At 50.7% G+C, this 23,959-nt stretch carries 33 protein-coding genes; 2 read left to right on the forward strand and 31 right to left on the reverse strand.

Annotated elements, in window-relative coordinates; translation table 11 throughout:
• The first annotated feature begins 122 nt into the window (after positions 1 to 122).
• On the forward strand, positions 123 to 1,646 hold the full coding sequence (locus VV869_RS16900; protein WP_337736093.1) for a multiheme c-type cytochrome: 1,524 nt from the start codon (positions 123 to 125) through the stop codon (positions 1,644 to 1,646).
• 90 nt (positions 1,647 to 1,736) lie between these two features.
• On the opposite strand, the gene VV869_RS16905 is transcribed toward VV869_RS16900, so the two are convergent.
• The 13 genes from VV869_RS16905 to VV869_RS16965 form a co-directional block, all read right to left on the reverse strand.
• Positions 1,737 to 2,489: an MBL fold metallo-hydrolase gene (locus VV869_RS16905; RefSeq protein WP_337736094.1), complete on the reverse strand. Its 753-nt coding sequence runs from the start codon at positions 2,487 to 2,489 to the stop codon at positions 1,737 to 1,739.
• Between the two features lie 142 nt (positions 2,490 to 2,631).
• The gene (locus VV869_RS16910) at positions 2,632 to 3,552 is read right to left on the reverse strand and encodes a zinc dependent phospholipase C family protein (protein ID WP_337736095.1); all 921 of its coding nucleotides are present in this window, start codon (positions 3,550 to 3,552) and stop codon (positions 2,632 to 2,634) included.
• Positions 3,553 to 3,705: 153 nt separating this feature from the next.
• Complete coding sequence (locus tag VV869_RS16915; RefSeq protein ID WP_337736096.1) at positions 3,706 to 4,353, reverse strand: glutathione S-transferase family protein; 648 nt, start codon at positions 4,351 to 4,353, stop codon at positions 3,706 to 3,708.
• Positions 4,354 to 4,384: 31 nt separating this feature from the next.
• Positions 4,385 to 4,858: an NUDIX hydrolase gene (locus tag VV869_RS16920; RefSeq protein WP_337736097.1), complete on the reverse strand. Its 474-nt coding sequence runs from the start codon at positions 4,856 to 4,858 to the stop codon at positions 4,385 to 4,387.
• A 61-nt stretch (positions 4,859 to 4,919) separates the two neighbouring features.
• On the reverse strand, positions 4,920 to 5,438 hold the full coding sequence (locus tag VV869_RS16925; protein ID WP_337736098.1) for a GNAT family N-acetyltransferase: 519 nt from the start codon (positions 5,436 to 5,438) through the stop codon (positions 4,920 to 4,922).
• A 32-nt stretch (positions 5,439 to 5,470) separates the two neighbouring features.
• Positions 5,471 to 6,403: an EamA family transporter gene (locus VV869_RS16930; protein ID WP_337736099.1), complete on the reverse strand. Its 933-nt coding sequence runs from the start codon at positions 6,401 to 6,403 to the stop codon at positions 5,471 to 5,473.
• 80 nt (positions 6,404 to 6,483) lie between these two features.
• Positions 6,484 to 7,257 carry a class I SAM-dependent methyltransferase gene (locus VV869_RS16935; protein WP_337736100.1) on the reverse strand — a complete coding sequence of 258 codons (774 nt, stop codon included), beginning with the start codon at positions 7,255 to 7,257 and terminating at the stop codon, positions 6,484 to 6,486.
• Between the two features lie 87 nt (positions 7,258 to 7,344).
• Positions 7,345 to 7,770 carry a hypothetical protein gene (locus VV869_RS16940; protein ID WP_337736101.1) on the reverse strand — a complete coding sequence of 142 codons (426 nt, stop codon included), beginning with the start codon at positions 7,768 to 7,770 and terminating at the stop codon, positions 7,345 to 7,347.
• A 135-nt stretch (positions 7,771 to 7,905) separates the two neighbouring features.
• A complete protein-coding gene (locus tag VV869_RS16945; RefSeq protein WP_337736102.1) occupies positions 7,906 to 8,460 on the reverse strand; it encodes a GNAT family N-acetyltransferase in 555 nt (184 codons plus the stop codon).
• Positions 8,461 to 8,508: 48 nt separating this feature from the next.
• Positions 8,509 to 9,117 (reverse strand): pyridoxamine 5'-phosphate oxidase family protein, encoded by a 609-nt coding sequence (locus VV869_RS16950; protein WP_337736103.1) that lies wholly within the window; start codon positions 9,115 to 9,117, stop codon positions 8,509 to 8,511.
• Between the two features lie 233 nt (positions 9,118 to 9,350).
• On the reverse strand, positions 9,351 to 10,295 hold the full coding sequence (locus tag VV869_RS16955) for an alpha/beta hydrolase family protein (protein ID WP_337736104.1): 945 nt from the start codon (positions 10,293 to 10,295) through the stop codon (positions 9,351 to 9,353).
• A gap of 59 nt (positions 10,296 to 10,354) precedes the next feature.
• Positions 10,355 to 10,972, reverse strand: a complete 618-nt coding sequence (locus VV869_RS16960; protein WP_337736105.1) for an SGNH/GDSL hydrolase family protein — start codon at positions 10,970 to 10,972, stop codon at positions 10,355 to 10,357.
• Between the two features lie 42 nt (positions 10,973 to 11,014).
• Positions 11,015 to 11,422, reverse strand: coding sequence for a GFA family protein (locus tag VV869_RS16965; protein ID WP_337736106.1), 408 nt, complete (start codon positions 11,420 to 11,422; stop codon positions 11,015 to 11,017).
• A 114-nt stretch (positions 11,423 to 11,536) separates the two neighbouring features.
• Here VV869_RS16965 and VV869_RS16970 point away from each other — a divergent pair, with 114 nt between their 5' ends.
• Complete coding sequence (locus VV869_RS16970) at positions 11,537 to 12,010, forward strand: peroxiredoxin (RefSeq protein WP_337736107.1); 474 nt, start codon at positions 11,537 to 11,539, stop codon at positions 12,008 to 12,010.
• A gap of 65 nt (positions 12,011 to 12,075) precedes the next feature.
• On the opposite strand, the gene VV869_RS16975 is transcribed toward VV869_RS16970, so the two are convergent.
• The 18 genes from VV869_RS16975 to VV869_RS17060 form a co-directional block, all read right to left on the reverse strand.
• On the reverse strand, positions 12,076 to 12,918 hold the full coding sequence (locus tag VV869_RS16975) for an NAD-dependent epimerase/dehydratase family protein (RefSeq protein ID WP_337736108.1): 843 nt from the start codon (positions 12,916 to 12,918) through the stop codon (positions 12,076 to 12,078).
• A complete protein-coding gene (locus tag VV869_RS16980) occupies positions 12,915 to 13,460 on the reverse strand; it encodes a GNAT family N-acetyltransferase (protein WP_337736109.1) in 546 nt (181 codons plus the stop codon). The genes VV869_RS16975 and VV869_RS16980 overlap by 4 nt, the downstream gene beginning before the upstream one ends.
• Positions 13,461 to 13,506: 46 nt before the next feature.
• On the reverse strand, positions 13,507 to 14,460 hold the full coding sequence (locus VV869_RS16985) for a D-2-hydroxyacid dehydrogenase family protein (RefSeq protein ID WP_337736110.1): 954 nt from the start codon (positions 14,458 to 14,460) through the stop codon (positions 13,507 to 13,509).
• A 54-nt stretch (positions 14,461 to 14,514) separates the two neighbouring features.
• Positions 14,515 to 14,793: a hypothetical protein gene (locus tag VV869_RS16990; RefSeq protein WP_337736111.1), complete on the reverse strand. Its 279-nt coding sequence runs from the start codon at positions 14,791 to 14,793 to the stop codon at positions 14,515 to 14,517.
• 39 nt (positions 14,794 to 14,832) lie between these two features.
• Complete coding sequence (locus tag VV869_RS16995; protein ID WP_337736112.1) at positions 14,833 to 15,237, reverse strand: MAPEG family protein; 405 nt, start codon at positions 15,235 to 15,237, stop codon at positions 14,833 to 14,835.
• Positions 15,238 to 15,339: 102 nt separating this feature from the next.
• Positions 15,340 to 16,359, reverse strand: a complete 1,020-nt coding sequence (locus VV869_RS17000) for a phytanoyl-CoA dioxygenase family protein (RefSeq protein WP_337736161.1) — start codon at positions 16,357 to 16,359, stop codon at positions 15,340 to 15,342.
• Between the two features lie 154 nt (positions 16,360 to 16,513).
• Complete coding sequence (locus VV869_RS17005) at positions 16,514 to 16,915, reverse strand: cupin domain-containing protein (RefSeq protein ID WP_337736113.1); 402 nt, start codon at positions 16,913 to 16,915, stop codon at positions 16,514 to 16,516.
• Between the two features lie 83 nt (positions 16,916 to 16,998).
• A complete protein-coding gene (locus tag VV869_RS17010) occupies positions 16,999 to 17,601 on the reverse strand; it encodes a nucleoside deaminase (protein WP_337736114.1) in 603 nt (200 codons plus the stop codon).
• 88 nt (positions 17,602 to 17,689) lie between these two features.
• Positions 17,690 to 18,070 (reverse strand): DUF1801 domain-containing protein, encoded by a 381-nt coding sequence (locus VV869_RS17015; protein WP_337736115.1) that lies wholly within the window; start codon positions 18,068 to 18,070, stop codon positions 17,690 to 17,692.
• Between the two features lie 99 nt (positions 18,071 to 18,169).
• Entirely contained in the window at positions 18,170 to 18,586 is a 417-nt protein-coding gene (locus VV869_RS17020; protein WP_337736116.1) for an ester cyclase, read from the reverse strand.
• A gap of 144 nt (positions 18,587 to 18,730) precedes the next feature.
• Positions 18,731 to 19,117, reverse strand: a complete 387-nt coding sequence (locus VV869_RS17025; RefSeq protein WP_337736117.1) for a nuclear transport factor 2 family protein — start codon at positions 19,115 to 19,117, stop codon at positions 18,731 to 18,733.
• 1 nt (position 19,118) lies between these two features.
• A complete protein-coding gene (locus VV869_RS17030; protein WP_337736162.1) occupies positions 19,119 to 19,661 on the reverse strand; it encodes a GNAT family N-acetyltransferase in 543 nt (180 codons plus the stop codon).
• Positions 19,662 to 19,736: 75 nt separating this feature from the next.
• A complete protein-coding gene (locus VV869_RS17035; RefSeq protein ID WP_337736118.1) occupies positions 19,737 to 20,144 on the reverse strand; it encodes a GFA family protein in 408 nt (135 codons plus the stop codon).
• 17 nt (positions 20,145 to 20,161) lie between these two features.
• Positions 20,162 to 20,980: a class I SAM-dependent methyltransferase gene (locus VV869_RS17040; RefSeq protein WP_337736119.1), complete on the reverse strand. Its 819-nt coding sequence runs from the start codon at positions 20,978 to 20,980 to the stop codon at positions 20,162 to 20,164.
• Positions 20,981 to 21,013: 33 nt separating this feature from the next.
• Positions 21,014 to 22,048 carry an alpha/beta hydrolase family protein gene (locus VV869_RS17045; RefSeq protein ID WP_337736120.1) on the reverse strand — a complete coding sequence of 345 codons (1,035 nt, stop codon included), beginning with the start codon at positions 22,046 to 22,048 and terminating at the stop codon, positions 21,014 to 21,016.
• Positions 22,049 to 22,105: 57 nt separating this feature from the next.
• Positions 22,106 to 22,588: a cupin domain-containing protein gene (locus VV869_RS17050; protein WP_337736121.1), complete on the reverse strand. Its 483-nt coding sequence runs from the start codon at positions 22,586 to 22,588 to the stop codon at positions 22,106 to 22,108.
• A gap of 398 nt (positions 22,589 to 22,986) precedes the next feature.
• On the reverse strand, positions 22,987 to 23,286 hold the full coding sequence (locus tag VV869_RS17055) for a hypothetical protein (protein WP_337736122.1): 300 nt from the start codon (positions 23,284 to 23,286) through the stop codon (positions 22,987 to 22,989).
• A gap of 29 nt (positions 23,287 to 23,315) precedes the next feature.
• Positions 23,316 to 23,780, reverse strand: a complete 465-nt coding sequence (locus VV869_RS17060; protein ID WP_337736123.1) for a hypothetical protein — start codon at positions 23,778 to 23,780, stop codon at positions 23,316 to 23,318.
• Positions 23,781 to 23,959 lie beyond the last annotated feature (179 nt).

Below are 23,959 nucleotides of genomic sequence, written 5' to 3' on the forward strand. Positions count from 1 at the left end.
CTGAATCTTTTGCAACATCGCGACATCTTCTGCCAGCATTCCTGTCTACACTCAGTCTGTTTTACTGGACACCACTGTAAGCGTGGGTCATCGATAACAAACAAGTTCATAGGAATTGTTTTATGAACAGATACGATACACTTTCAAGTTGGCAAACCAAAGAATTACGGCAATCACATCACTTTTTCAACCTTCACCGGGCCACGCACCCCAGCCGGTTCACCGTAACCATCCTGATCTCGCTGGCGGGTATCCTCGCATGCCAGTCCGCCATTGTTCAGGCTGAACCAACCGCACAAAAATGGCTGAAACCTCATAAGCCAGACTCCACCGAGGCCATTCACCAACAACTCCCATTCTATCCTTCCCGCGCCAGTACTGACCGTCCCCTGAAACCTGAGATGTTTGAAAGCCCGGAGGTCTGTAAAGGCTGCCACGGTGAAATTTATCAACAGTGGCAACGCTCCGTGATGGCGCACTCCTGGAAAGATCCTATTTACCAGGCCCTGTTCAAACGCGCCAGCCAGGCAACCGACGGGAAAGTTGATAATTTCTGTATCGCCTGCCACAGCCCGATTGGCATGACGAGCATGAATGCTTCGGCAGCGACACTGGATCAAGATGACAACCTGCCCGGGGTCAACTGCGAAGTCTGCCATAATATTCGTGAGATCACCGGCAGCGATAACGGTGCGTATATCCTGGCTCCCAACCGGGACAAACACATCAAACTCGGGCCGCGGCATGATGCCAACTCGCCTTATCACCAGACAGAATATTCAGACTTACACACCAAATCTGAGTTCTGCTCGGTGTGCCATAACGTTTCCCACCCGTTCAACAGCACGCCCATTGAGCGAACCTATGATGAATGGCAAGAGAGTGCCTATAACGAGCAGGGGGTCCAGTGCCAGGATTGCCACATGACGCCTGGCCCCGGCAAGCAAACTAACCCGGGGAAATCTGCCGTCATGGGCAAAGAACGAGAGCACATCTACTCGCATGCGTTCTCTGGCGGAAACTCAACCCTGCATCAGTATTTCAACGATCCCATCGGCGCGGAGCTCGCCCGTGAAATGCTGCACTCTGCAGCCACGGTGGAATTTATCGCCCTGCCGGAGTCGCTGGTTGCCGGAGAACTCGCCACCATTCAGGTGAAAGTGTCAAACGTCGGTGCCGGGCACAAGCTCCCGACCGGTTTCCCGGAAGGGCGTGAGATCTGGGTCGATTTTACCGTGCGCAGCAGCGAGCAAGCACCCATTTATCGCTCAGGCGCGGTGGTGGACGGACAGACGGAGCCAGGGACAAAAAGCTTTAAAGTGACCCTGGGAGATAAAAATGGCGACGTGGTTGATCTTAACGTCTGGGAGGTCGATCGGATCCTATCGGATACCCGTATTCTTCCCCATGGCTACACGATTGTTGAATATACTTTCCTGGTCCCGGACAACATCCACGGCAAGCTCTCACTGGAAGCCAAACTGAACTACTGGCCGTTCTCTCAACACCTGGTTGATGAGCTGCTTGGCGAAGGTGAGCTCACCGTCGATATTGTGACCATGACAACCGCCACGGCTCAGCTCTCAACCGAGCCGTCCAACGCACTGGCGAAACACACCACAGACACAGAAAGTATGAAGGACTGAGGCCATAAAAACATGGTGCTTCGGCGCAATGCAGGGAAACGGGTCAAACGAGGCAATGTATGCGGTTGCCTCGTTCATCCCGCCCGTCATTCATGCAGCCCGTCGCAACGCCTTACGCAACTTGGACTTCACCGAACGCCAGTGGGTCATCGGGACGCTGGGTGCGCGCGACAGCAGATACTGGTAGTCCTCCGGTGAGGGATACACTTCACCACCATGGGCAAGGATCAGGGACGAAGGTGCCATCGCCATAATTTTCTTCAGCGAGTGGCGATAACGGTTGGGATAGAACACAGGGAATGGTGGAATATAGCGCCCTTTCACTTTCACCATCAGATCCGCGACATATACCGTATGGCTGGGCTGATGGTACAGCGAGAGATCGCGATCCGTATGTCCCTGAGTAAACAGCGCCTGCCACTCCGAAAACCCCGGTAAGCTGTCCCCATCATTGAGCTTCATATCCGGCGTCAACGTGCAGGTATACCAGAGATTACGCCGGGGCTTTCTCATCCGTTTGGCGACCCATTTTGCCAGCAGAATATCGGTCAAATGCATGAGTTTGCCATCCACCCCGCTGTACCACTGGCCCGGCACATTCGCAGCAGCAACCCGGCACCCGCTCAACTGGCGTAGTTTGGCCGCCGCTCCGGCATGGTCAGGATGCATGTGGGTCACCACCACCAACTTCAAATCCGTAAACGGCCGATGCAGCTGTCCGACAATGAAATGTTTGAGCATGCCGATATCTGCCCGGGTACAACCATCAAGCAGCAATAATCCGTGCTCATATTCGACCAGGTAAATCGACTGAATGTAGCCTTCCAGTTTATGGAGCTTCATGGTTTCGGGCATCCGCATTTGTGAACAAGTTGTTAATCATTATGTTTCAACTCATCCGACCATTCAAGCGCAGTGTCCACAACTGATGCGAATTCAGCTGAAAATCACGAATTTGGCGGTAATTACTCGTAGAACATCAAATTCAGGAATCTTCCCAGGCTGTCAGTTGCCCGTTTTCACATCGCCCGGTATCTAAGTTCCAATTCCGAAAACCGTCGGTTTCTCCGGCTTCAAATACCGCCCGTGCAGTAACGTCCCAATACCGGACGATCTGCAGGACTGCCCGGTCGAACACCCGATCATAGTGCTGAACCCCCAAGGGCGTCTTCAGCTCCCGGATATAAGAATCATCGACCTGTTCGGGATAGGCCAGCCCCAACTGTGCACCGACGTGCCGGGCAAACGGCAACAGTTTGTGTCCTTCTTCAATACCTTTCAACACCTTCAGATAGCCGGTATACCAGTCATGGATCATGGGTGATTCCACTGCCGGATCCCGGCCAAACGTGGCCATCAGGCATTGTTCCCACAAGGTTGAGATCACCGGGTCCAGCTGACGATTATTCTCTGCGTGGGTGCAGGTCCCAATATAGTTCGCCAGCCGCTCAATCCGATGTGCTTCACTCAGGCCAAAGCGCTGGCAAATATGCACATCCTGGTGCATTTCGCAGATCCGATGCTCCGTCTGATTCGCCTCATAGGGGCCGACGCGTCGTTCAATGACCGGATGAATGGTGATATCAGTCGCCACATGCGCGACATAACCACACAACCAGGCAAAGGCTTTTTCCTGCGATAACCCGGACAGCTTTGCCACCTCGGCGATGCAATGGCGAATGAAGACCCCGACCTGCTCATAGTGCATCCTGTCTGCCCAGGCGTTTTGTGCCAGATCGCCAATTTTCAGGTAGGGAAAATCCGGACTGACACTGCCCAATTCAATAAATTTTTGGTGACGGCTCAGGATGTTCCTGGCTTGCTTGGGTGCCGATTGCAAAGCGGATTGTTGCGCTTTCTCTGCGGCCAGATAGGCTGCAGAAATATGGGCATAGGCTCCGGGCATGACAGCTCCTTATCAACACACCTCAGCATAAAATTCGAGATGTCAAAAAGTAAAAAGCGCTTGCTTAAGTGTAGTGCAAACGCTTTTTACCCAGAGCTGACTCACACATCGCATGGATCAGGTGACTTTTGCGGTTGATCCCGTTCCGAAGACCTACTGCACAGATTCGAATGGGCTGAGATCCATCCCTTCAATTTCGCACACCGCCCGAATTGTCGGCAAGGCCGTCATTCGCTTCAGGTAGCCCGCCAGATGCGGGAAATCCAGCGGTGATTTCTTGGCCGGCAAACACCACTCAGCCAGCATAAACAGGAAATAATCACAGGCTGAGATCTGCTCGCCGAGTAAATACGGCTTGTCTGCCAATTGATCGTTGATCACCGCCAGGGCATCGGCAATGCGATCATCCTGCGCAGCAATGACATTCGGGATCGTGCTTTCGTCATTGGTATGGCGATGCGGGTAATAGCGCACCATCAGCTCGGCCTGCAATGTATTATTCAAATACGCCAGCCATTGGAAGAACAGCGGACGCGCGCTGCTGCCCAGCGGTGGGATCAGTGTGTGATCCGGATGTTGTTCACAGAGATGAATACAAATAGCCGGACTTTCAAAGATCGGCTGTCCTTGATCGACCAGGGTCGGAATTCTTCCCGCCGGGTTCAGCTTAAGATAATCCGCTGATTTTTGGGAATTCGATTTCTTGTCCACCAGCACCAGTTCGTAATCGAGCCCCATGTGATAGAGCAAAAAGTGCGGTGCCAGGCTGGCATTATTGGGGTAGTAATAGAGCTGATACATCGTTCATTTCCTTTCGAATATCGGTCATCAGTTAAGTCAATTCATTGACCCGAATAAACTCGACCCCTTCGGGTAAACCATTCAGTTTTTCTCTCAAAAATTCCGGATACAGCGGCACGGCGGTAAGTTCATCAATCGGGAACCACTGAAAGAGTAAGTCCACATCTTCCTCGATCCCTGAAAAAGCTGCGGTCCCAAATGGCAAGTCGCTCTCGACCAATGCCATCAGGTAATAGGTCGACAGCTCATGAAAGCGCTTGCCTTCGAAGCCGAAGAAATTTTCAACATGCCACAATGGCCGAACGACAGTCGCCGTTTGACCCAGCTCTTCCTGAATTTCCCGGACTACAGTCGCCGCTGAGTCTTCAAACCATTCGACTCGGCCACCAGGCAGCGCCCAGAAATCATCCCCGCGCTTCTGATGCAACAACACATACTCTTCATGGACAATGACAGCCACGCTGCGAAAGTTAAAGACGCTTTCTGCGGATTTAAAATGAATCATCTTCTGCCTTGATTGCTGGATTAAACTTGCTAATTTGCTGACATCACATTCACAGGATCGGTTAGTTTTCAAACCGGAAGAAATGCATCTTCAGGTCGACATCCAGATCCATCGAGTGCTCATAATTTTGCCCGACCGCTTGTCTCACCGCAGACTGCCAGAACGCGATCGCCGGTTCGTTCTCTACCAACACCCGGATTTGCCATTTCCCGGGGAGTTGATGGAGTAGATTCGCCAAGGCTTGTTTGCCGACCCCCAGCCCCTTGAACTTTCGGGCAACAAAGAACTGATCAATGTCATAACGGGTTGGATCTTGCGGATAGCGGCGGATCAGGGCAAAACCCGCCAGTTCCTGTACTGCAGCTTCGCTTTCCGCCACTTGACTCTTAACAACAATGAAAAACGGCTCATGTTCCGGTTGCGCCCAGTATCCGTCCAACAGCGCCGGACGATAGGTGTAGTGTCCTTCATCCGTAAGCGGCAAAGCCAGACATGCTGCCATCTCGTATAGGTAAAACTGAAACAAACGCTCCAGAGTAGGACGGTCACTTGGGGTGATCGGAACCAATGAAACTTTCATACCATAACTTCCGTTGCGCTCTTCGAGTGAATTCATGTGCTCTCTCGCGAATGGCCTGCGCTGTGGCTACTGGCTGATCTGTTCGGCTGTTTTTTCTGCCGGATCGCTCCGTAGAGCCGTGCCCCCAGCACCGAGATCAGCAGCCCGACTAAAATCAGGCTGGCACCGACCGATTCCGTCACACTGAACTGCTCGTCCAGCAGCAGGCTGGACCCCAGCATTCCGACCAACGGGATCAACAATGCAAACGGCGTCACCGCCGCAGCTTGATGGTTTTTCAGCAGCCAACCCCAAATCGCAAACGCCAGGAGTGTGGAGATATAGCCCACGTAGGCCACCGACAACCAGGTTTTCTCAGTCGTTTCCAACAGCAATGCTATAGGCGTCTGAGTCTCAAACAGGTAGGAAAGCGCAAAGAGCGGCAGCGGCGGCACGACACTGACCCAGACCATGAAATGCAACAGATTCACCGACGACATCTGCTTCATGATCAGATTAGAGACCGCCCAGAACAGACCCGCCAGAATAATCATGGTGACGCCGAGTAAGGTGGCATTGCCATTCGAGGTGATGAAAAACAGGCTAAATCCGGTCACAGCAATCGCAATGCCGAAAATTTGAGACCGGGAGATACTTTCCTTGAGCCACAGTACGCTGAGCAGAATGGTGAAAATCACCTGAGACTGCAACAGCAGCGAGGCAATGCCGGCCGACGCATCGTCCTGCATCGCAATGAACAACAAACCGAATTTCATCACGCCGAGAAACAGTCCGACGCCGAGTACATTCCAGACGGATGTTTTCGGAAACGGCACGATCAGGACCGCAGGCACGGCCACAATCAAAAACCGCAGTCCGGAAAACATCAACGGCGGCAACTCGTCCAGCCCGAACTTAATGACGGAAAAATTCAGTCCCCAAATCACCACAACCAGTAAAGCCAGCGCGATACTTCTGATGTCCATATCATTTCTCTCCAAACGGCAGTTTATTGCCAACAAGCTGCTGCGATTAAGTCAGATGGCGAGTCGCCACTCCCTGCCATTTAAGCGGCCTTGCGCCCCTTGATGCCATACACCAACGGAATTTGCTGTCCCTGAAACAATTTCTGATACCCTTGTCCGGCAACATATTCCAAATCGGGAAAACAGTTATACGGGCTGAAGGGATATTCCTGAACCTCTTCAATCACAATGCCGGCCTGGATCAGTGCTGCGATCACTTCGCTCAGGGAATGTGACCAGGTCAGCACGGTCGAGGTCTCTCCGGTGCAGTTCTCGGTATAAGTCCCCTCTTCTTCCACTTCCGGCTCTGGTTGCGGAAAATATGGATAGCCGGAGAGCAAATCGAGGAAGGGGTGAAACTCAACCAAGTGAACCTGGCCGCCAGGCTTCAGGGCTGCAGCAACTGTCCGCGCCCATCGTGTTAAATCCGGTAGCCAGCACAGCGCGCCATACGAGGTGAAAACAAGATCAAATTGATCCTGATTCTTGTCACCGAAGCGATAGAGATCATCCTGAATAAAGCGGGCATCGACGCCGATTTGCTCAGCAAGGCCCCGCGCGCATTCAATCGCTTCCGACGACAAATCCACCCCGGTGACTTCGGCGCCTAATCGGGCCCAGGACAGGGTATCCTGACCGAAATGACATTGAAGATGCAACAAACGCTTGCCCTTTACCTCACCAACCTGCGCCAGCTCAATTGGGTTTAACGATGACTTCCCCTTGAGAAAGCCTGCCACATCGTAGAATTCAGACTCAACATGAACCTTCGCGCGCAAGTCCCATGCCTTCTGATTAATGTCCAGATAATCCATATCCACATCATCCTGAATCAGCAGTTCCGGGCATTCCCGAACCTGCTTATAAATGAAAAGCTCACCAGAATCTGGTGAGCTTTGTGTTTAGTTCGACAATTTGGTTTCAAGCGCCGCATGCAGCGTTTTCAGCTGTTCGAATTCGGCCTGGGTGCTGCAGCGTACCAAGGGCACCCATTGATCGCCCGCTTCATCCGAGCTGCGAAACTCAGCGCGCAGCTCGTATTTTTTGGCCGTCAGTAAGGCCAGCGGTAAACAGCCGACGAAGACAAAAATTCCGAGTGCCGGAACAAATGCCCAAGTCGCCGCGGAAAGCACCAAGGCAATACAGACCGCCCGGATCGCATGGTCTTTATAGCCCAGTTGTTTCAACGCCACCTGCTTCATTTTATTCAGCGGATACGCCTCTTTCCGGACCAGCAATTCAGACGCTGTAATTTGAAAATCTTCAGCGGTGTAAGAGCGACCAAACCGAATCGCTTGGAACCTGTTTTTATGATGATTATCGCTCACGTGATTCTCCATGCTTTTAAAGGGATAAAAAACTACTTAAGTCATGGATTTACGAAGCAATTCACCAACTTATAACTGATGCCAATCAAAAACTCAACAACTATTAATTCTCGATATAAGCATGCGATATCGGTATTACTCGCACCACTGCTCTCGGGCTATCTTATACAGACAGTGGCGTATCAAGGGGTGATCCGACGGCAACTTCGGATGGTCAAAATCCTGATTGACATTCACCATGCCGATTTTCCGCATCACACGCTGAGAAGGCTCATTCGTGAGTGTCGTGAAGGCATAAACGGCCGGGGCATCCAGCGTCTCAAAAGCATACTTCAACGCCACTCGGGCCGCTTCCGGCGCGTAGCCTTTACCCCAGTATTCAGCGGCCAGCCGCCAGCCGATCTCGACAAACGGGGCTTCCGGGATTCCGCTGTCTGCATCCTGACGATGTAGTCCGACAAACCCCATAAACTCACCGGTTTCTTTGAGCTCTGCTGCCCAGAATCCCCAGCCTCTGTCGGTGATCAGTGTTCTGATCAGTGCCGCTTGCTCATCACTTTCCTGCCGGCTTAAACGAGCAGCAAAAAATCGCATCACATGCGGATCCCCGCAAAGCCGGGCATATTCATCTAAATCACTGTCGCGCCATTGACGCAGTCTGATCCGTTCACTTTCCAAACTATTTTCCATAACCAGGATGCTTTCCTTCTGCCATAAATGCCCGAACTTACCTACCCGTTACAGGGTCTTCTGATAATAAGCCACCATGTCATCCTGACTCATGGCCGCTTCTTCCAGGTTCTGCTGCTGTTTTAAAATTTGTCCCAACGATGGCAAGAGCGAACGCTCGACCCGAAAATCGCCGTCCCATAACTTGGCCCGCATGATGGCTTTGGCGCAGTGGAAGAACATGGATTCCGCGTTCACCTGAATCACCAGCTTAGCTGGCTTATTCCCGTCCGGACACAGGGCCAGTCGCGTTTCATCGGTATGCAAACTCGCCGTCCCTTTAATCCGCACCACTTCATCGATGCCGGGGACCATGATCATCAGCCCCACTTGCGGGCGTTCCAGGATATTTTTGAAGCTGTCGAGGCGGTTATTGCCTGAGCTATCCGGGATCAGGAGTGTTTTCGAATCGACCACCTTCACAAACCCCGGCACGCCACCGCGAGGGGAAACGTCGGTAAAACCGTCTTCATCAACCGTCGAGATAACGATAAAGGGACTATGCTCAATCAGGCGTTGAACATATTCATCAATCTGATAAATGGTTTTATTGCCAGCACGTTTGCTCGGCTTCCCATAAAGCTGCATCAGTTGTTCCAGTGTTTCAATGTGTTCCATCTCGACTTCCACTCCAATCTTATTCTGCCTGGCGCGCCAGCTTCTTCAGCACTTGCGTTGAGAAACGCCGAACCCGGGCATGGTCTAATGCATCTGCTTACATGACCGTGCGCATCATTATGCAAACTGAAGCACGAATAATACCAATCAGTTGCACATGTTTACAGAATAATTTTGAAGGAAGACGCACAGATAGCATGATTATTGGCTATAACAGTGCGCCGTGATGTTTTTTAATGGTGCTTCGCCAACCATTGTTTGATATCTCGGACAACCTGATCCACCTCACTGGTGCCATCCGCTTGCTTGAATGCGTGATCCAACCCGGCATAGGACTGATACGTGATATTCGACTTGGCTTTCATTAATTCCCTGGCCTGCTCCCGGGCAAGCTGCGGCGAGACACTGAGATCTTGTTCGGACTGAACCAACATGACCGGGACATTGACCGCAGCAATTACAGCGGTTTGATCGAGTTGCAGCATCTCCCGCCACCACTGATAGCCATGACCACTGACGTTCATTTCAAACGGGTCACTGGTCGCGACATGTCGAGTGAACCCCATAAACCCTTCGGCACTCTCCTGATAAGCTACCTCTGACGGGATCGACGCCTTCATGCTATGGAGGACATCTTCCACAAACCAACGTCCGCCGCCATTCAGCGCCACGCTCTGCGACACAACGTCACTTTCGGATGCCAGCAAATTCGCCACAACAGCCCCTTCACTACCGCCCAGCAACACGACTCTGTCATATACGGTTTGCGCCGTCAGATGAGTCAGCACCTGCTGATAATCCTCAACCCGCTGGCTGGGCGAATCATTCTGGATATAACTCGCCGGGCAATCTTCCCGCTCAGACTGCGCCACCCAAGCCAGGTTGGCATCGATACCGTATTTTTCAACCGTCAGGACATCCGCCTCTGGCAGAACCGCAGGGAACGTTTGGTTTATGAGCGGATTGTGATAGACACTATTGCAATCTGAGCCTTGGATCAGCACCAGCAGCGCTTTGCTTTCAAGCGCCGGTGCCGATCGCGCGATGTAATAGGTGATTGTTGATTGATCAGCGCGCGCTAATGTTTGCGTGGTTTTCGCGGGTATCGTGCTGGCCTGCGAATCGGCAGAAATACAGGTGAGTGAAAAGAAGATCGTTGCTTTAACTATGTTGCACATGTTCATCAAGGCTCCCTGCCTGTCCTATTTCAATGTTCCAACACGATGCAGTATCCGGCTTACAACATAATGGCTTTTAGTTGATTCAACACGGCTTCCGCCAACGCCCGGTGATTCACCGCATCCATATGGATGCCATCGTCAATGCTTGATATGCAGTGAGCTGCAGCATCGATAAAATGACACCCGAACTGCGCAGCAAGTTCAGCATAAATTGGCGATAGCTGCTGGCTTGTCTCTAATGCCCCCTGAAATGAGAGATTGATCTCATGGTTTTGGGATACTCTTACATGTGGTGGAGCAATTAAAATAATTTCCGGCGATGGCTGCATCTGCGTCCGAGTGGTCTCCAGTAAATCACTCACACTCTGGGCGATCGCTTCCGGCGTCCGGTTCAAACGACATTTCAGATCATTCGTCCCAAGCATGATAATCACCACATCAAGCGGTTCATGGGTTTCCAGAACAATCGGTAGGTATTTGCCACCGTCTCTGCCGAAAAAAAGCGGATCTTCAACGCCAGTAGTTCTGCCATTCAGGCCTTCCTCAACCACTCGAAAGGAATCCCCCAGCAATGTCGATAAATACCCAGGCCATCGCGTTTCCCAGGAGTATCGACCACCACCGGGGATATAACCCCAAACATTCGAATCGCCGTAGCACAGCACTGTTTTCATTAATCTCAATCTCATACTTTGGTCAAATCTTTGCGCAGCGCCTTAAAACGGTAGTGCCTCATACTGCTTCACACTATCCAGATGCTCATCCCATTCAGCCTTGCTCGACATAAACAAATGCGCATCGGGTCGATTGGCAAGCGAGCTATCCAGGCTTCCTGCCGGGACGACGAGCAATGTCCCGTCCATCTGAACATTCGGCAAAGCTGAGCCGCATTCAGCGCAGAACGACTTGCAGTGCCGGGTAGAGGGTAACTGAAACGTTTTCACAAAGGCCTGCCCCTGCAGCCAGGTTAACTGCGCAGTGGCAGAAAACAGATTCGCACCATGGGCCGAACCGGTATCCTTTTGGCAGCGGCTACAATGGCAGAGATAGAAACTGTCGAACACGCCGTGAATTTCAAATTTGACGGCTCCGCATAAGCATGAGCCTGAATATTTGCTGGTCATCACATTCCTCGCTAACTGACTTTCACCGGGAGAAAAACCCCAAAAGATGTGTCTGTTTATCACCCGGTTTTGAGTCTAGACTGTGTGTATGTTCATCCAACCTAAGGACACACAATGATTGAACAAGGACAAAAGCTACCGGCAGTTACGCTCAGCGAACTCACGAAAGACGGCATGGTGACCCATGACGTCGCCGAATTATTTGCGAATAAAAAAGCGGTGCTGTTCGCCGTACCGGGTGCTTTTACCCCGACCTGTTCTGAAGCCCATTTGCCGGGCTATGTTGTCAACGCAGACAAACTCAAAGCCAAAGGTGTCGATCTGATTGCCTGTGTTGCGGTCAACGACGCCTTCGTGATGAAAGCCTGGGGAGATGCTCAAAATGCCTCTGAGATCATGATGCTGGCTGACGGTGACGGCAGCTTCACCAAAGCACTGGGCCTTGAGATGGATACAGCCGGGTTCGGCGGCCTCCGCTCTCAGCGCTATGCCATGATTATCGACAATGGCGTCGTCACTCAACTCAACGTTGAAGCGCCTTCGGGCTTTGAAGTCAGTAACGCCGAAACCATTCTCGACAGCCTGTAATTGCACAACGATTAACAGAATGATTCAAAACGGAAGCATGGCTTCCGTTTTTATTCCCCGCACATTCAACCCATATCCGTAAGCTGCGTCGACATTGCGTTCAAATAAGTATGAAGATCATGAGTCGGCTGAAAATCGGATACTATCGGCAAATCTAAATTCAACCGTTGAATATCCGCTGCCATCTCCCCCTTATCTTCAAACGCTTCCCAACTGATCGGATTCATTTTTTCGACCAGGCCGCATGCCAACAACAGCCGGGCAAATTCAAGTGGCGAATACCCCTTCTCTTCAGCAATGAAATACTGAGGGTCATTCAGCGATTGAGCAATCATCTGATGATAAAAGCGAGCGGCATCTTCGACGTGAATATATTGGTTATAACCAACACTGGGGATCGCAACATCCCGTGTTTTCTCTGATAATGCCTCGGCATTTCTCACCAGTTGGCAGTCGCGGCTGCCATACACCAGGCTTGGGAGATAAACGATCTGCCAGCCACTGGCCAGCGCCAGCTCAATGGTCGCCGCATCCTGGCTGACACACGGAAAAGGCTTGAGTTGAAACGCCTCAAGCTCGGCCCGGGTTGCATGGCCAAACAACCAGACCCCGGACGTATGAATTTTCCGTGCCTGAGGTTTGGCGAATTGAGTTAACGTTTTGAGCAGCGCCTGCTCGATCACCACAATGGCTTCCGGCGAATGTGCCGACCAATGTGGCCTTGCACAATTGATCACGACGTCAAAAGAGCCGTAGGCATCCGTGGAATCACTCGAGACCACCTGACTGCCCGATACCTGCGCCGTCGCTGCTCGGACATACGAATAAACCTCAAGGCCCTGTGATGTGAGATGCTCTTTGACATGCTGCCCCACATAGCCGTTTGCACCGGCGATCAAGACTTTCATTGTTCAGACCACTTTGCCCGACTCAATCCATAGACCGCGTGGTCAACGATCCGTCCATTGAGGTTTTCCGCTCGGGTAATCACACCTTCCAGCTCAAACCCCAAACGCTCACACACCCTGCGGCTCGGTCGATTCTCGACCGCGGCTGAGATCTGGACTTTTTCCATCGCCAATTGTTCAAAAGCAATTTCGATCATTTTCTCCACCGACTGACTGACGATGCCCTGTCCTTGATATTGCTTGCTCAACCAGTAGCCAATTTCGACTTTCTTCAGCTCGGTGTTAATACTATTAAAACTGATGTTACCGGCCACTTGCCCCTCAACGATCATCGCACAGGTCAACGACTTTCCAGCCGCATAGCCTTGTAGCGCATTCTCAATGAAGGTCAGAAAAAACACTTCCGAATCTGCATGCGCGGGCCAGGCCAACCACTGTCCGAGATAGTCTCGCTCTTGCGAGACAATGTTCAGATATTGCTTTGCAAATGACGGCTGAACTAACGCCAGCGCCAAGCCTTCTTTTACTTCCTGTGTAAACATAAACGCCCTGTTTCTCATGATTCTTGATGATGATTGCGCTGAATGACTATTGCGCTGACTGTGCTTGCATGTAATCCAGTAAATTTTCGAAAGCCACCCGAAAATAAAGCGCGTAGCTATGGTGCTCCACATAGCCCAGATGAGGTGTGGCGAGTACATTCGGCAAACTCAGTAACGGCTCGCTTTCTATCGTTGCTGGCTCATTCTCAAACACATCTAATGCCGCCCGTTTGGTGGGATGTTTAGACAGTTCGTCATATAAAGCTTGCGGCTCGACAAGCTCCGCCCGACTGGTATTGACAAACAAGGAGTCCGGTTTCATCAAGGCTAAGTCAGCCTGAGTGACGCACCCTCTCGTCACCTCATTCAATCGAAGGTGCAGCGAAACAATGTCGGCAGTACGGAAAAATTGCGCTTTCGAACTCGCAGCCGCAAAGCCATCACGGGTTGCGTTGACCCTTGAGGCTTCACTCCCCCAGACCAATACCTGCATCCCGAAAACTTTGGCATATTGCGCGATACGTTGCCCAATTTTGCCATATCCCCAAATGCCTAAAGTCAGCCCGTTTAAGGTTCGGCCCAAGCCTAATTCACCCGACTGTTGCCACTCCCCCTGTTGAAGGCTGGAAACATAAACCGGAATGTGCCGAGATGCTGACATGATTAACGCCCAGCATAATTCCGATGGCGCGACAGGGGATCCAACGCCTTCCAGCACTTTCACCCCGTACTGTTCGCACAATCGCGGATCAATATGATTGCTGACTTTCCCTGTTTGACTAATGACTTTCAGCTCAGGCAATTTCGCTAGCAAAGATTCGGTGATTTGAGTTCTTTCACGGATAAGCACCAAGGCTTCAATGCCCGCTAACTGTTCTGCGAGTCGATCTTCATCATGAAATGTCTCCGTCAGCACTCTCACCTCATGATGGCGCAATAACTCAAAACACTTGAGATCTTTGACGACGTTCTGATAGTCATCCAGAATTGCAATTTTCACTGACGATCCTCTTGTCCTTTATCGGTGGTTATTCCTAAAAACCCCATGAAAAGTTCAGAACCGCTTCATCGGCTTGACGTATGCGCCATCAATTTCCGGATGGCCAATCAGGCGACCATGAAAAGTAATCAAGCCCATATTTTTTCTGATCCGCTCAGCCCAGAACGCGCCAATCACGAAGCCGAGACCACCCATGCTGGCTATCAGGAGAAGGCTAATCTGATCACGTGCAATGCAAATGAGGCCAGCCAGGAATAGCCCACCACACATCGGTGAAACGGCGACTTTCAACCACAACAATACATGCACGAGTGCGGCGTAAAACTTAATCATAAAACTCCATTTTCATGGTTATTTGAGAGAGTATAATATCTATAGCCACTGCATAATACCGGCCATAAACACAGCAATCAGACTCAACAAGCTCAAGCCAAATGCAATACTGCGCGCCAATTTGATATCTGAATAATAAAAAATCATGTACGCAATTCGGGACACCAGGTAGATCAATGCACTCATATTGACCACGCTGGGAGACGCCTGTGACAATAAAGCAAAGATCACAAACGTAATAAAGATCGCCACACTTTCATTCATATTCAAATGCGCCCGTGTGGCACGAAACAGCAAATGGTCATGATTGTGTTCAACAGGGTAACCCGGCACATGCTTTTGTTTTAAAGCAATCACATCTGCCATGAGCAGTTGAATGAACATCAACAGCCCCACGAAACCAACAACCATAATTGCGGTTTGATAATCTTCGAAGTACGCCAATTTACATCTCCTTATGTAAACATGTTTTTCGATAGGTCACGTTCAACCTAATCGCTGGAGGCAAAGCTATCCCTACTTTCCCCCGGACCGAATCCTACAATTTCAATAGGGATTGAATTGACATGGGATCATATTGATATATTGAACAATTCTAGCCCGCTGACCCAGATTCGGCCTGCTGCCGTGCGGGAGCAAGTGATTCCAAATCACCATATCACCGGCTTTCGCCCCGATCGGGATTGAACCTAACGCATGCAAATCTTCCTTTTGGGGATCAGTACCGGCAGGAAGATCCGCCAACCAACCCGACAAACGTTGATGAAAACCGGGAACCAACGTCAACGCCCCTTGTTCTGGGGGAGTATCCGTCAGATAAAGAATCCCCTGGGTACCAAACACCAACGGCTGATTAAAATTAAAGTCCCAATGCAGATCAGGGCCAGGGAATGCGTGCTTCTCATTTTGAGGCGGATGAAAACCACAGCGATCCGCAGACACCCAAAGATCACTGGTTTTCCAAAGTTGCGAAAAAGCTTTATGAATACGCAATGAGCGTCGGTTTGTTTCAAATGCCGGATGCTGGATCAACTCAACCATAATCCCATGTTGATTGCGAGCTTGGTACCATGTATCCGGGTCATCTTCTGAAACATTGAGATGCGTTAAAATCGCTTCTTTTGCCTCGCAACAGTCTGTTGGCGAAACAGCATTTCTCAAAATCAGGTAACCATTTTCATCCCAGAACGACAAATCATCATCGGTGAATACGGGAGGCATGTCCTCAATCATTTGTAACCATTCAGAGACTTCTGCTGTTTGCTGTGTCCCCAAAAATGTTGACCGCAGCCGATCGACACGCAACGGTTCCGGTTTTCCGGCAGTCGCCATGATCCATGCTTCAAACTCGGAAAACGTCGGCGCATTTGCATATAGAAAATTTAAGGTTTGGTGTAAGCCGATCCCTAACGCATCAAAGACAGCCCTATCCCATAGCTCTTCACCCGGCCTGTCGATTTTCTTGCCATTTAAAATGGCTTGTGAGGCCGACCACACCCTTTTGATATGTGGAACACCATCTAATCCCAATGCCGTTGAAGGTGCAATCGTATTTAAACTCTGCATCACAGAAGATCCTTTCTTTCATTGTTGGGTACATCTTTCTTGTCATGATTGAGTATTGCTGACCATGGATGATTTATATTTCAACGTTCATGAGTCACAACGACAGCGATGACGAAATGCAGGACAGAAATACCCGACGATTCTGCCAGTTTAATCACTCAATCGGCGAAATCGAGGATTGATTATCAACAACCGTCACACCGGCTTTCTCAGCGATCGTGATATATTGGCTGGGTTCTATTGCCTCCAATTCATGACTGGTCTCTGCATCGACGAATACAAAATCATGAGCGTAATATAAAGCACCATTTACTTTCAGTACGCCTTCAAGCACATATATCTGCTCCCAACCGGGGTGAAAATGCAGGGGGAGCTTCGCGCCTTTTTCAAACTTTAACAAGGCGGATCGTCCAGACTCGGAATCTTCCGAGAGCCAACTGAATTCAACACCGGCATAAGGTGTTTGCGCCCATTGACGATTTTTATTTAAACTTTCATGAATCACAATCACAGCCTCCAAAGAGCGTACAACAAAGAACCTCGTGTATTCAGCCATTTTAAAAGCCAAATACACGACGTTGGGAGTTCACAATTTCAATCGGAATGTTTAGGGTAGTGCGACTTGATACATCACCGGGCTTACTTTTTATCGCGATGGCTGTGACCACATTGTTTTTTGACCGCACTAAGTCCTTGCCAGTCTTCTAAGTCCTGGTCCGGTTTTTCAGCTCGGAATTTTGCATACTGCTCAATCCCCAGTTTATCTTCCAGAATATCAACTTGAATACCCTTTTCCCGAAGCAAGGCCTCATTCCCGCCAGCATTGATAACGTCGCCGACAACGACACGGCTGAAGCCGCGCATATACAGTAAGGTGGCGCAAACATCGCACGGGCTCAGGCTGGTAAACAAAGTCGTTTGGCTGAAGTCGAGACGTCCCGCATCCCGAATGGCTGAGGTTTCACCATGATTATAAGGATGATCTTCCTGAACCAGGGTGTTATGCCCTTTACCAACAATCTGTCCTGTGGCGTTATCAACAATCACCGCACCAATCGGACAACCGCCTTCCTCGTCACTCTTTTGTGCAAGATAAACAGCAATCCGCATGTAATCCGCATCCGTTAATTCTTGCGCAAAGTCTGGGCCAATCAACACCGGTAAACTTTGCGTCGGCATATGGGCAATGGCTCTTAAGACTGCTTCATTGTTCTCGGAATAAGATTTGAACAAGGCTTCCATCTGTTTTTCTCCAACATTTCACTGAGGCCGACTTGCATCATAAAACACCACCGCCGGAATCTATACCCGCATTCAACCCAAAGACACATTAAGTCTTTTTCTTCAATGTTTGATTGTAGTGAACTGCGGCATGAATAAGAGCCTTCAACGCTTCCGTCTCTATGGTATCGTCCTGATAGATATCGATTGCACGCCTGACTTTCCCTTCAAGGCCGGCATTAAATAACGGTGTCGGATCCGGCAGTGCAGCACCATGTGCAAACGTCAGCTTGACTTTAGATGTGTAGGTTTCTCCCGTACAAACAATCCCGGTATGAGACCAAACCGGCACCCCCGCGGGGTTACTGGGCTTACACCACTTACGCTCTTCAACCATTTCCGGCACTGCGTCCAAAATCAGCTCGCGGACCTGACTCAACACATCAGCACGCCAATCGCTCCGTTCGGTCATCTTTTCGTGTTCCAGCATGAACAGCCTCCCAACAAAAAAGACGATCTGAGCGCCTTTTTACCCAATTGCAACGCCTCCGCGACAGCGGCCCGATCCACGAGCCGCTTAACGGGAAAATTAAGACCACCCCAGTTGCTGTAAGCTCACCGTGTCATTCCAGACTTTGGTCATATGCCGGATCAGCTTGCCTTCAAACTGCATGATATAGACATAATCAGCCGCAACGACTTTCCCCGTTGGCTCAACAGGGCCACCTGGTCCGGTATTTGTGCCATGAAAAACAGCGTAAACCGCGACACACGAGCGTTTTTCATCCTCGGCACAAAACTTCAACTCATAATGACCATCCGGAATGGGGGTCAGTAGATTCTTCGTCCACTCGGTATAAGCCTGTAGCGTGTCAATCTCGGCCAGAGCCGCAGCCTGAGCCGAAAATGTTGCCTCAGGATGGCAAAACGTCTTGCAGACCTCCCATCCTTTGCCGGTTTCACACGCATCGTAAAAATGCATCGCCTGCTGCTGTCGATCACTCATCACGGTCACCTTCGGTTATCTGAAAGCCATCAGCATAAGTGTGGTTCTTCCGGCGATTGTTGCGTGATTCATTTGCAATCATCACGGCGCGGCCAGAGACTCAGCACCCACCACAACCAGACCGTTCAATTGAGATAACAGGGTTTACATGATTGATGATGCCACTTGCGTCGAATGCACAGCATGGACTTTCAAACGCCCATCCTGCGGTGCCCAGACGCGAGAAAACACAAACTCCCCGCTGGCATCCATACCATCGTAGGTTCCGTGAATTGTCGCCCGAACCTGCACCACCCCAACCGACTCAATCAACTGAACGGTCATCTCTGAGAGTTCAATGGCCTCTAATTGCAACAGGCCCGACTGATGCAGGGCTAAGTCCTGTGCTTTGGTCACGACATGGCCTAAGTGATTCACAAACACCAAATCGTCTGTCAACAAGTCAGAAAGGGCCTGAGTATCAGACCGGAGCATTGCAGACTTCAATGTTTCTTCCGCTGCGACAATTTTCTCTTTTGATAACGAATTCATCTTATCTCCAACATTCATGTGTCGTTTCCCATTCCTGTCTGAGGACGCCATATTTCACGGAGTCATAGTACTGCCCTTGGTAATAGCGGACTTTTCGCAAGCAAGCTTCTTGTTGAAAACCCAGCTTTTCAGCACATGCCATCATTCTGGGATTCCCGGACCAGGTCGTTAGACCCACACGCTCGATCTCCAAGGCTGCAAAGAGCTGACTGACCCAAAGTTTCAGGGCACTGACTGCAATCCCCTGTCCCCAGAAGCGCGAGTCGTAAATGACGACGCCGGCTTCTAACCATCGGGTTGCCTCACATTCCCAGTAATAGCTGACAGAGCCGACCGGCTGATCATTGACCGTAATGAGCCGCATGCGCCTTCCGGCACTCAATGAAGGAAATAGACCTTGCTTAAATTCGCAACGCGACGGCGTTGCGTATGGGAAATAGGGTCCGTTGAATTGGGTCCATTGTTCATCCGTCGTCACCAGCAGGAACAGGGACTCGAACTCATCTGAGCGTGCAGCCCTTAGTTGAACGGTATCGACCAATATTGAGGCCCCCTGAAACAGTGATTTGAACGTGATCTCATTGTGGGATACCCCCTCGACGAAACACCCCTCTATTCTTTATGGCTGCTCGTCATACACAGCCACGCCCCCGGGTAAGGTATACCACGCCTGTTTCTGACTGACCCAGACATGAGCGGTCGGCTGGATAAAACTCGTATCTGATAAATTGGAAGGTTTCAGTTTAATCTTATCGGGTTCATCCGGGTTGAAATGATAGATACGGTTACCGCACGTCGGGCAGAACTTGGCGCCGTTGATATTGCCGCTGTCTGCGGTTCGGCACCACTCTGCTAGTTCGCCCTGAAATTCAATATCCGTTGCATTTACGATTGCGGTAATACTAAACGCGCTGGTTGAGAGCTTCTGACACGCTTTACAATGGCAGGCAACCACCATCAAGGGTGCTGCGTGGAGCTGATAAGTCACACCGCCGCACTGGCATGACCCTTCTACCGGATAATTCATTGTTTCTCCTGATCGAATCAATGTTCGCTGCTCACCGCATCCCCGGCAAACGTCGCAATCACTAAGCCGTGATTACTGGCACCGAGCAATGCAGGCTCTGTACAAGTGTTTAAATGATGGGCTAGCCAGGTATCATATTGCGCGGGCGTAAACTGATTCACACCGGCGGCGATGTAGCGACCAATGCCATCTGTCGCAAGATGACTCGAGAGCTGAAATCCGTTGGATGTGAGCAACTGCTCCATTTCCTGTGGTGTCGCGAAATATCCGACCCGGAAAAAAGAATCCGCCTTCGGATCGGTCACGAGGCCGTTCTCCAGCAATTGACTCAGTACCTCCGGGCAAATCAACTCAGGAAACCGTTGCGCAAACAGTCCGGCGACAAAGAATCTCGAAATATAAGCAATCGCCACGACGCCATCCGGCTTAAGGATCCGTTTGGCCTCTTCAATCACCTGCGCCCTTTCGGCTTGTGATTGCAGATGATAGAGCGGCCCCAGGATCACACAAAGATCCTGCGACGCATCCGGGATCATCGGCACATGGCAGGCATTGCCCACAAATGATTTAAGCGACACCCCCTGAGCTTCAGCCTTGGCCTGCAACATCTCAACTTGCTCCGGAGCCAGCTCTACCGCCGTCACATCACACCCCATCTGCGCAAATGTCAGCGCATACCGACCAGTCGCAGCTCCCAACTCGCACACGCTTGCTCCCGCCGTAAGATACGGGGCCAAAGCATGCATCGTGGTGTCAAACTCCATGCGTGTAATGTACTGACGAACCAAGCGGGCGTCTTCGTCCGCGCCGGTGTACTGAGCAATTAATGCGTCCAAGCTTATTACCTCCCTGTCTGTTCGGTGGTGGATTCAGTCGGTGTTTTTCAGCGTCTGTGTCAGATATGCCACAATCATGGCACTCAACTCTTGATGAAACGCGCTCCGGTCAAACCCCGCCAGGTCTTCAGCAACCACGCCGAGTTCAGCTTTGATGGATTCCGGATATGGCGTAATAAATGCGTAATGGCCAGCATCTTGAATCGTCACCTCAGTGAGCTTCGCTTTGCCGTTATTGTCTGTCTTCCCTGTATAGCCTGCCGCAATCACCGCTGAGTGATAGGGTTCCGTTAACTCTTCATCTTTTTCGGCCCGGATGAGCAGCGTCGGAATATCAACTTTCGCGAAAGCATCTGCGGCACGAAAAGCCAGCCCGACCGGCGCCATCAGCACCGCCGCTTTGATGCGCGGGTCTTTGGGAGTTTCAATCCGTACCGCCGCGAGCTGGTTGCCCTGAACACTCAGGCAAAACGGGTCTTTCATGTCCGTCTGTGATGTACATTGCTCGATGATCTGCCCGGTATCCGCGACAGCACCGGCAGCCGCTAACGCTGCATAGCCGCCCATAGAGTGCCCTATCACCGCAATACTCCCGACATCCAGACGCTTGGACAGCTGCGGGTGCGTCACTAACGCATCAATGGCCGCGCGAAGATGCTTCGGCCGGTTCTGCCAGTTGCGCGTCGTCCCCTCGGCCTGATTATTCTCAAAGTTGTTTCCCGGGTGGAGCGGCATGCCGACCACAAATCCTTTACGGGCCAGCGCAAAAGCGATACTCCGATGCGCCAAATTACTACCACCTGAGCCGTGAGAAATGAGAATCAGCGGAAATTGGCCGGATGATATCTCGCTGCCAATCGCGAGCGCCATGGCAAACGGCCCAAATTGAACCTGGGTTTCAGGCGTCTGCGTCGGGTACACCACCGACATCGGGAATTGCTCGCCGGTGTCCTTGGATTCAACCATCACTTTGCGAAATCCGACGTGATAGTCAGCCTCCGCCGCATTCGCGGAAAGCGCCCCCAGAAAGCAAAACACAAGCAAGACCATCAGCCGTAAGTTCATCATATGTCCCTAAATGTAAACTAAAACATCTATCTAATAATTCATCCCAAGCGCCGGATTTCAGCTGCGCGGCGGTCGCTTATACGGTGTGCCATCTTTTCGCGATGCGACCCACTCCCCGTCATCGGTGACGACCCACTTAAAATCATCATCCGGGTACACGGCTTCATCGCCATTCACCCGGCTGCCAACCACGATGAAGGTAGCAATTTCCGAGCTTCGGTTGATCAAGTGATGCCCGTTCCCCTCTCCTGCAGGAAAACCGACGCACATCCCTGACAGCAATCTCTGCTCGCCTTCATCGGTCACCAGCACCAAGGAGCCGGACAACACATATAAGAACTCATCCGATTTGGTATGCCAGTGCCGCAATGCCGACTGGGCACCAGACTGTAAAACTTCAAGGTTGACCCCAAACTGTGACAGCCCGAACGAATCTCCCAGGCTTTTACACTCGGCGCTGCCAAGCCGGGTCTTTAAGGGTTCCGGAAATGGGTTAAACGTATCGCCTTCAATTTCCAAGGCAATTTTCGCTTTCGGCATGCTTGTTCCTGTTACATTGAATTGAACTTTGCTGAGGGCAAGTGACTCCAAGTCAGTTCACATGCCCTGAAACAAAAGACATCAAAAAAGAGCCATGAAGGCTGAAGGTTAGTCCAACGCTGAATTGGTGAAGTTGAGGAGCGGCTCGGCCATGATGTATCCATCCGGCACGGTCATTTCCCATGCTACCGCCCCTAGGTAACGCTCCCACAAACGATGAATGATGCGCACGAAGCACAACATCAACCGATTGAATATCATTTCGTATCGTTTTTCAATGAGTTATATGAAAAACATTAACATTTGAAAAATGAAATCGTCATCAATGGGTTACAAAAAGGAAAATTCATATGACACCTTTTGCCTCATACGGAAAAGGTTCAGGGACAGTCGGTTCTTTAATGGCGTAGAACGGCAAGCCATTGCTCCGGGTTGGCCAGGATAAACTCAAAAACTTGACCGTCTGATAAGGTGATCCGAATTGCATCTGTCGTGACGGGAATAAAACCGCCCCCTTTACCCAAGCACTTTTCAACGTGGGCAATCGATTTTCGCTCAATTCGATAGGGACCTAAACCAAACGCCTGATTATGCGGTTCAAACTGAAGCTCAGATTCGGTGACCCATAATTTGCCATCAGCTCTTGCAACACCACACTGCACGGTCGCGATCGATGATTTGAGCATCTGTTCCGACATATAAATTCCTCCTGGATTTACCATGAACCTTATTCGCGAATGCCAAACTGTATTTCAATCACGTTTTTCGCCGACTCCGGGCCATGCCATTGATGATAGATTTCCCGACTTTCTCCGGTCAACGCACAATTGTTATCAGCCATCGCCTGGAGCAGCGGCTGATACCCCGCTTCAAACAACTGACTCAGCGATCCAGAATATTGGGTACTGGCGCATCGAAAATAACGACTTTCCTTCAACTCGACCCCATCCCCTGGCACACCATGACATTCTCCCGAAACCGGTAGCGTAAATTCAATCTCGAACTTGGTCTGTGTGTCTTGCGGCAATCCATGAGCAATAAAATGCCAGGGCCCCGCAACATCCAACCCGGATTGCTCTGCGGCCTCTTGAATTGTCCGGCAACACGCCACACTCGCCGCCCCGACTTCAGGAATCGTCAGACGTTTGCGCATACACAACACCGTCCCCAGTGTAATGTCTTTAATCTCCATAATTCATTTCCCTGCTGAAGCTGAAACACGAAACCCTTCGCGAGTAAAAATTGAAAGTCAACCGGACCATACTCAAACACAGGCTGAAGCACGGTCCGATTCCACTTTAGAAAACTACAGTTGAACTGTGACAAATAATACGCAACTGATCACAATTGTGCTGATCTCACCCTCTAAAT

It is taken from the genome of Photobacterium sp. MCCC 1A19761 (assembly GCF_037389125.1).
GTDB lineage: Bacteria > Pseudomonadota > Gammaproteobacteria > Enterobacterales > Vibrionaceae > Photobacterium.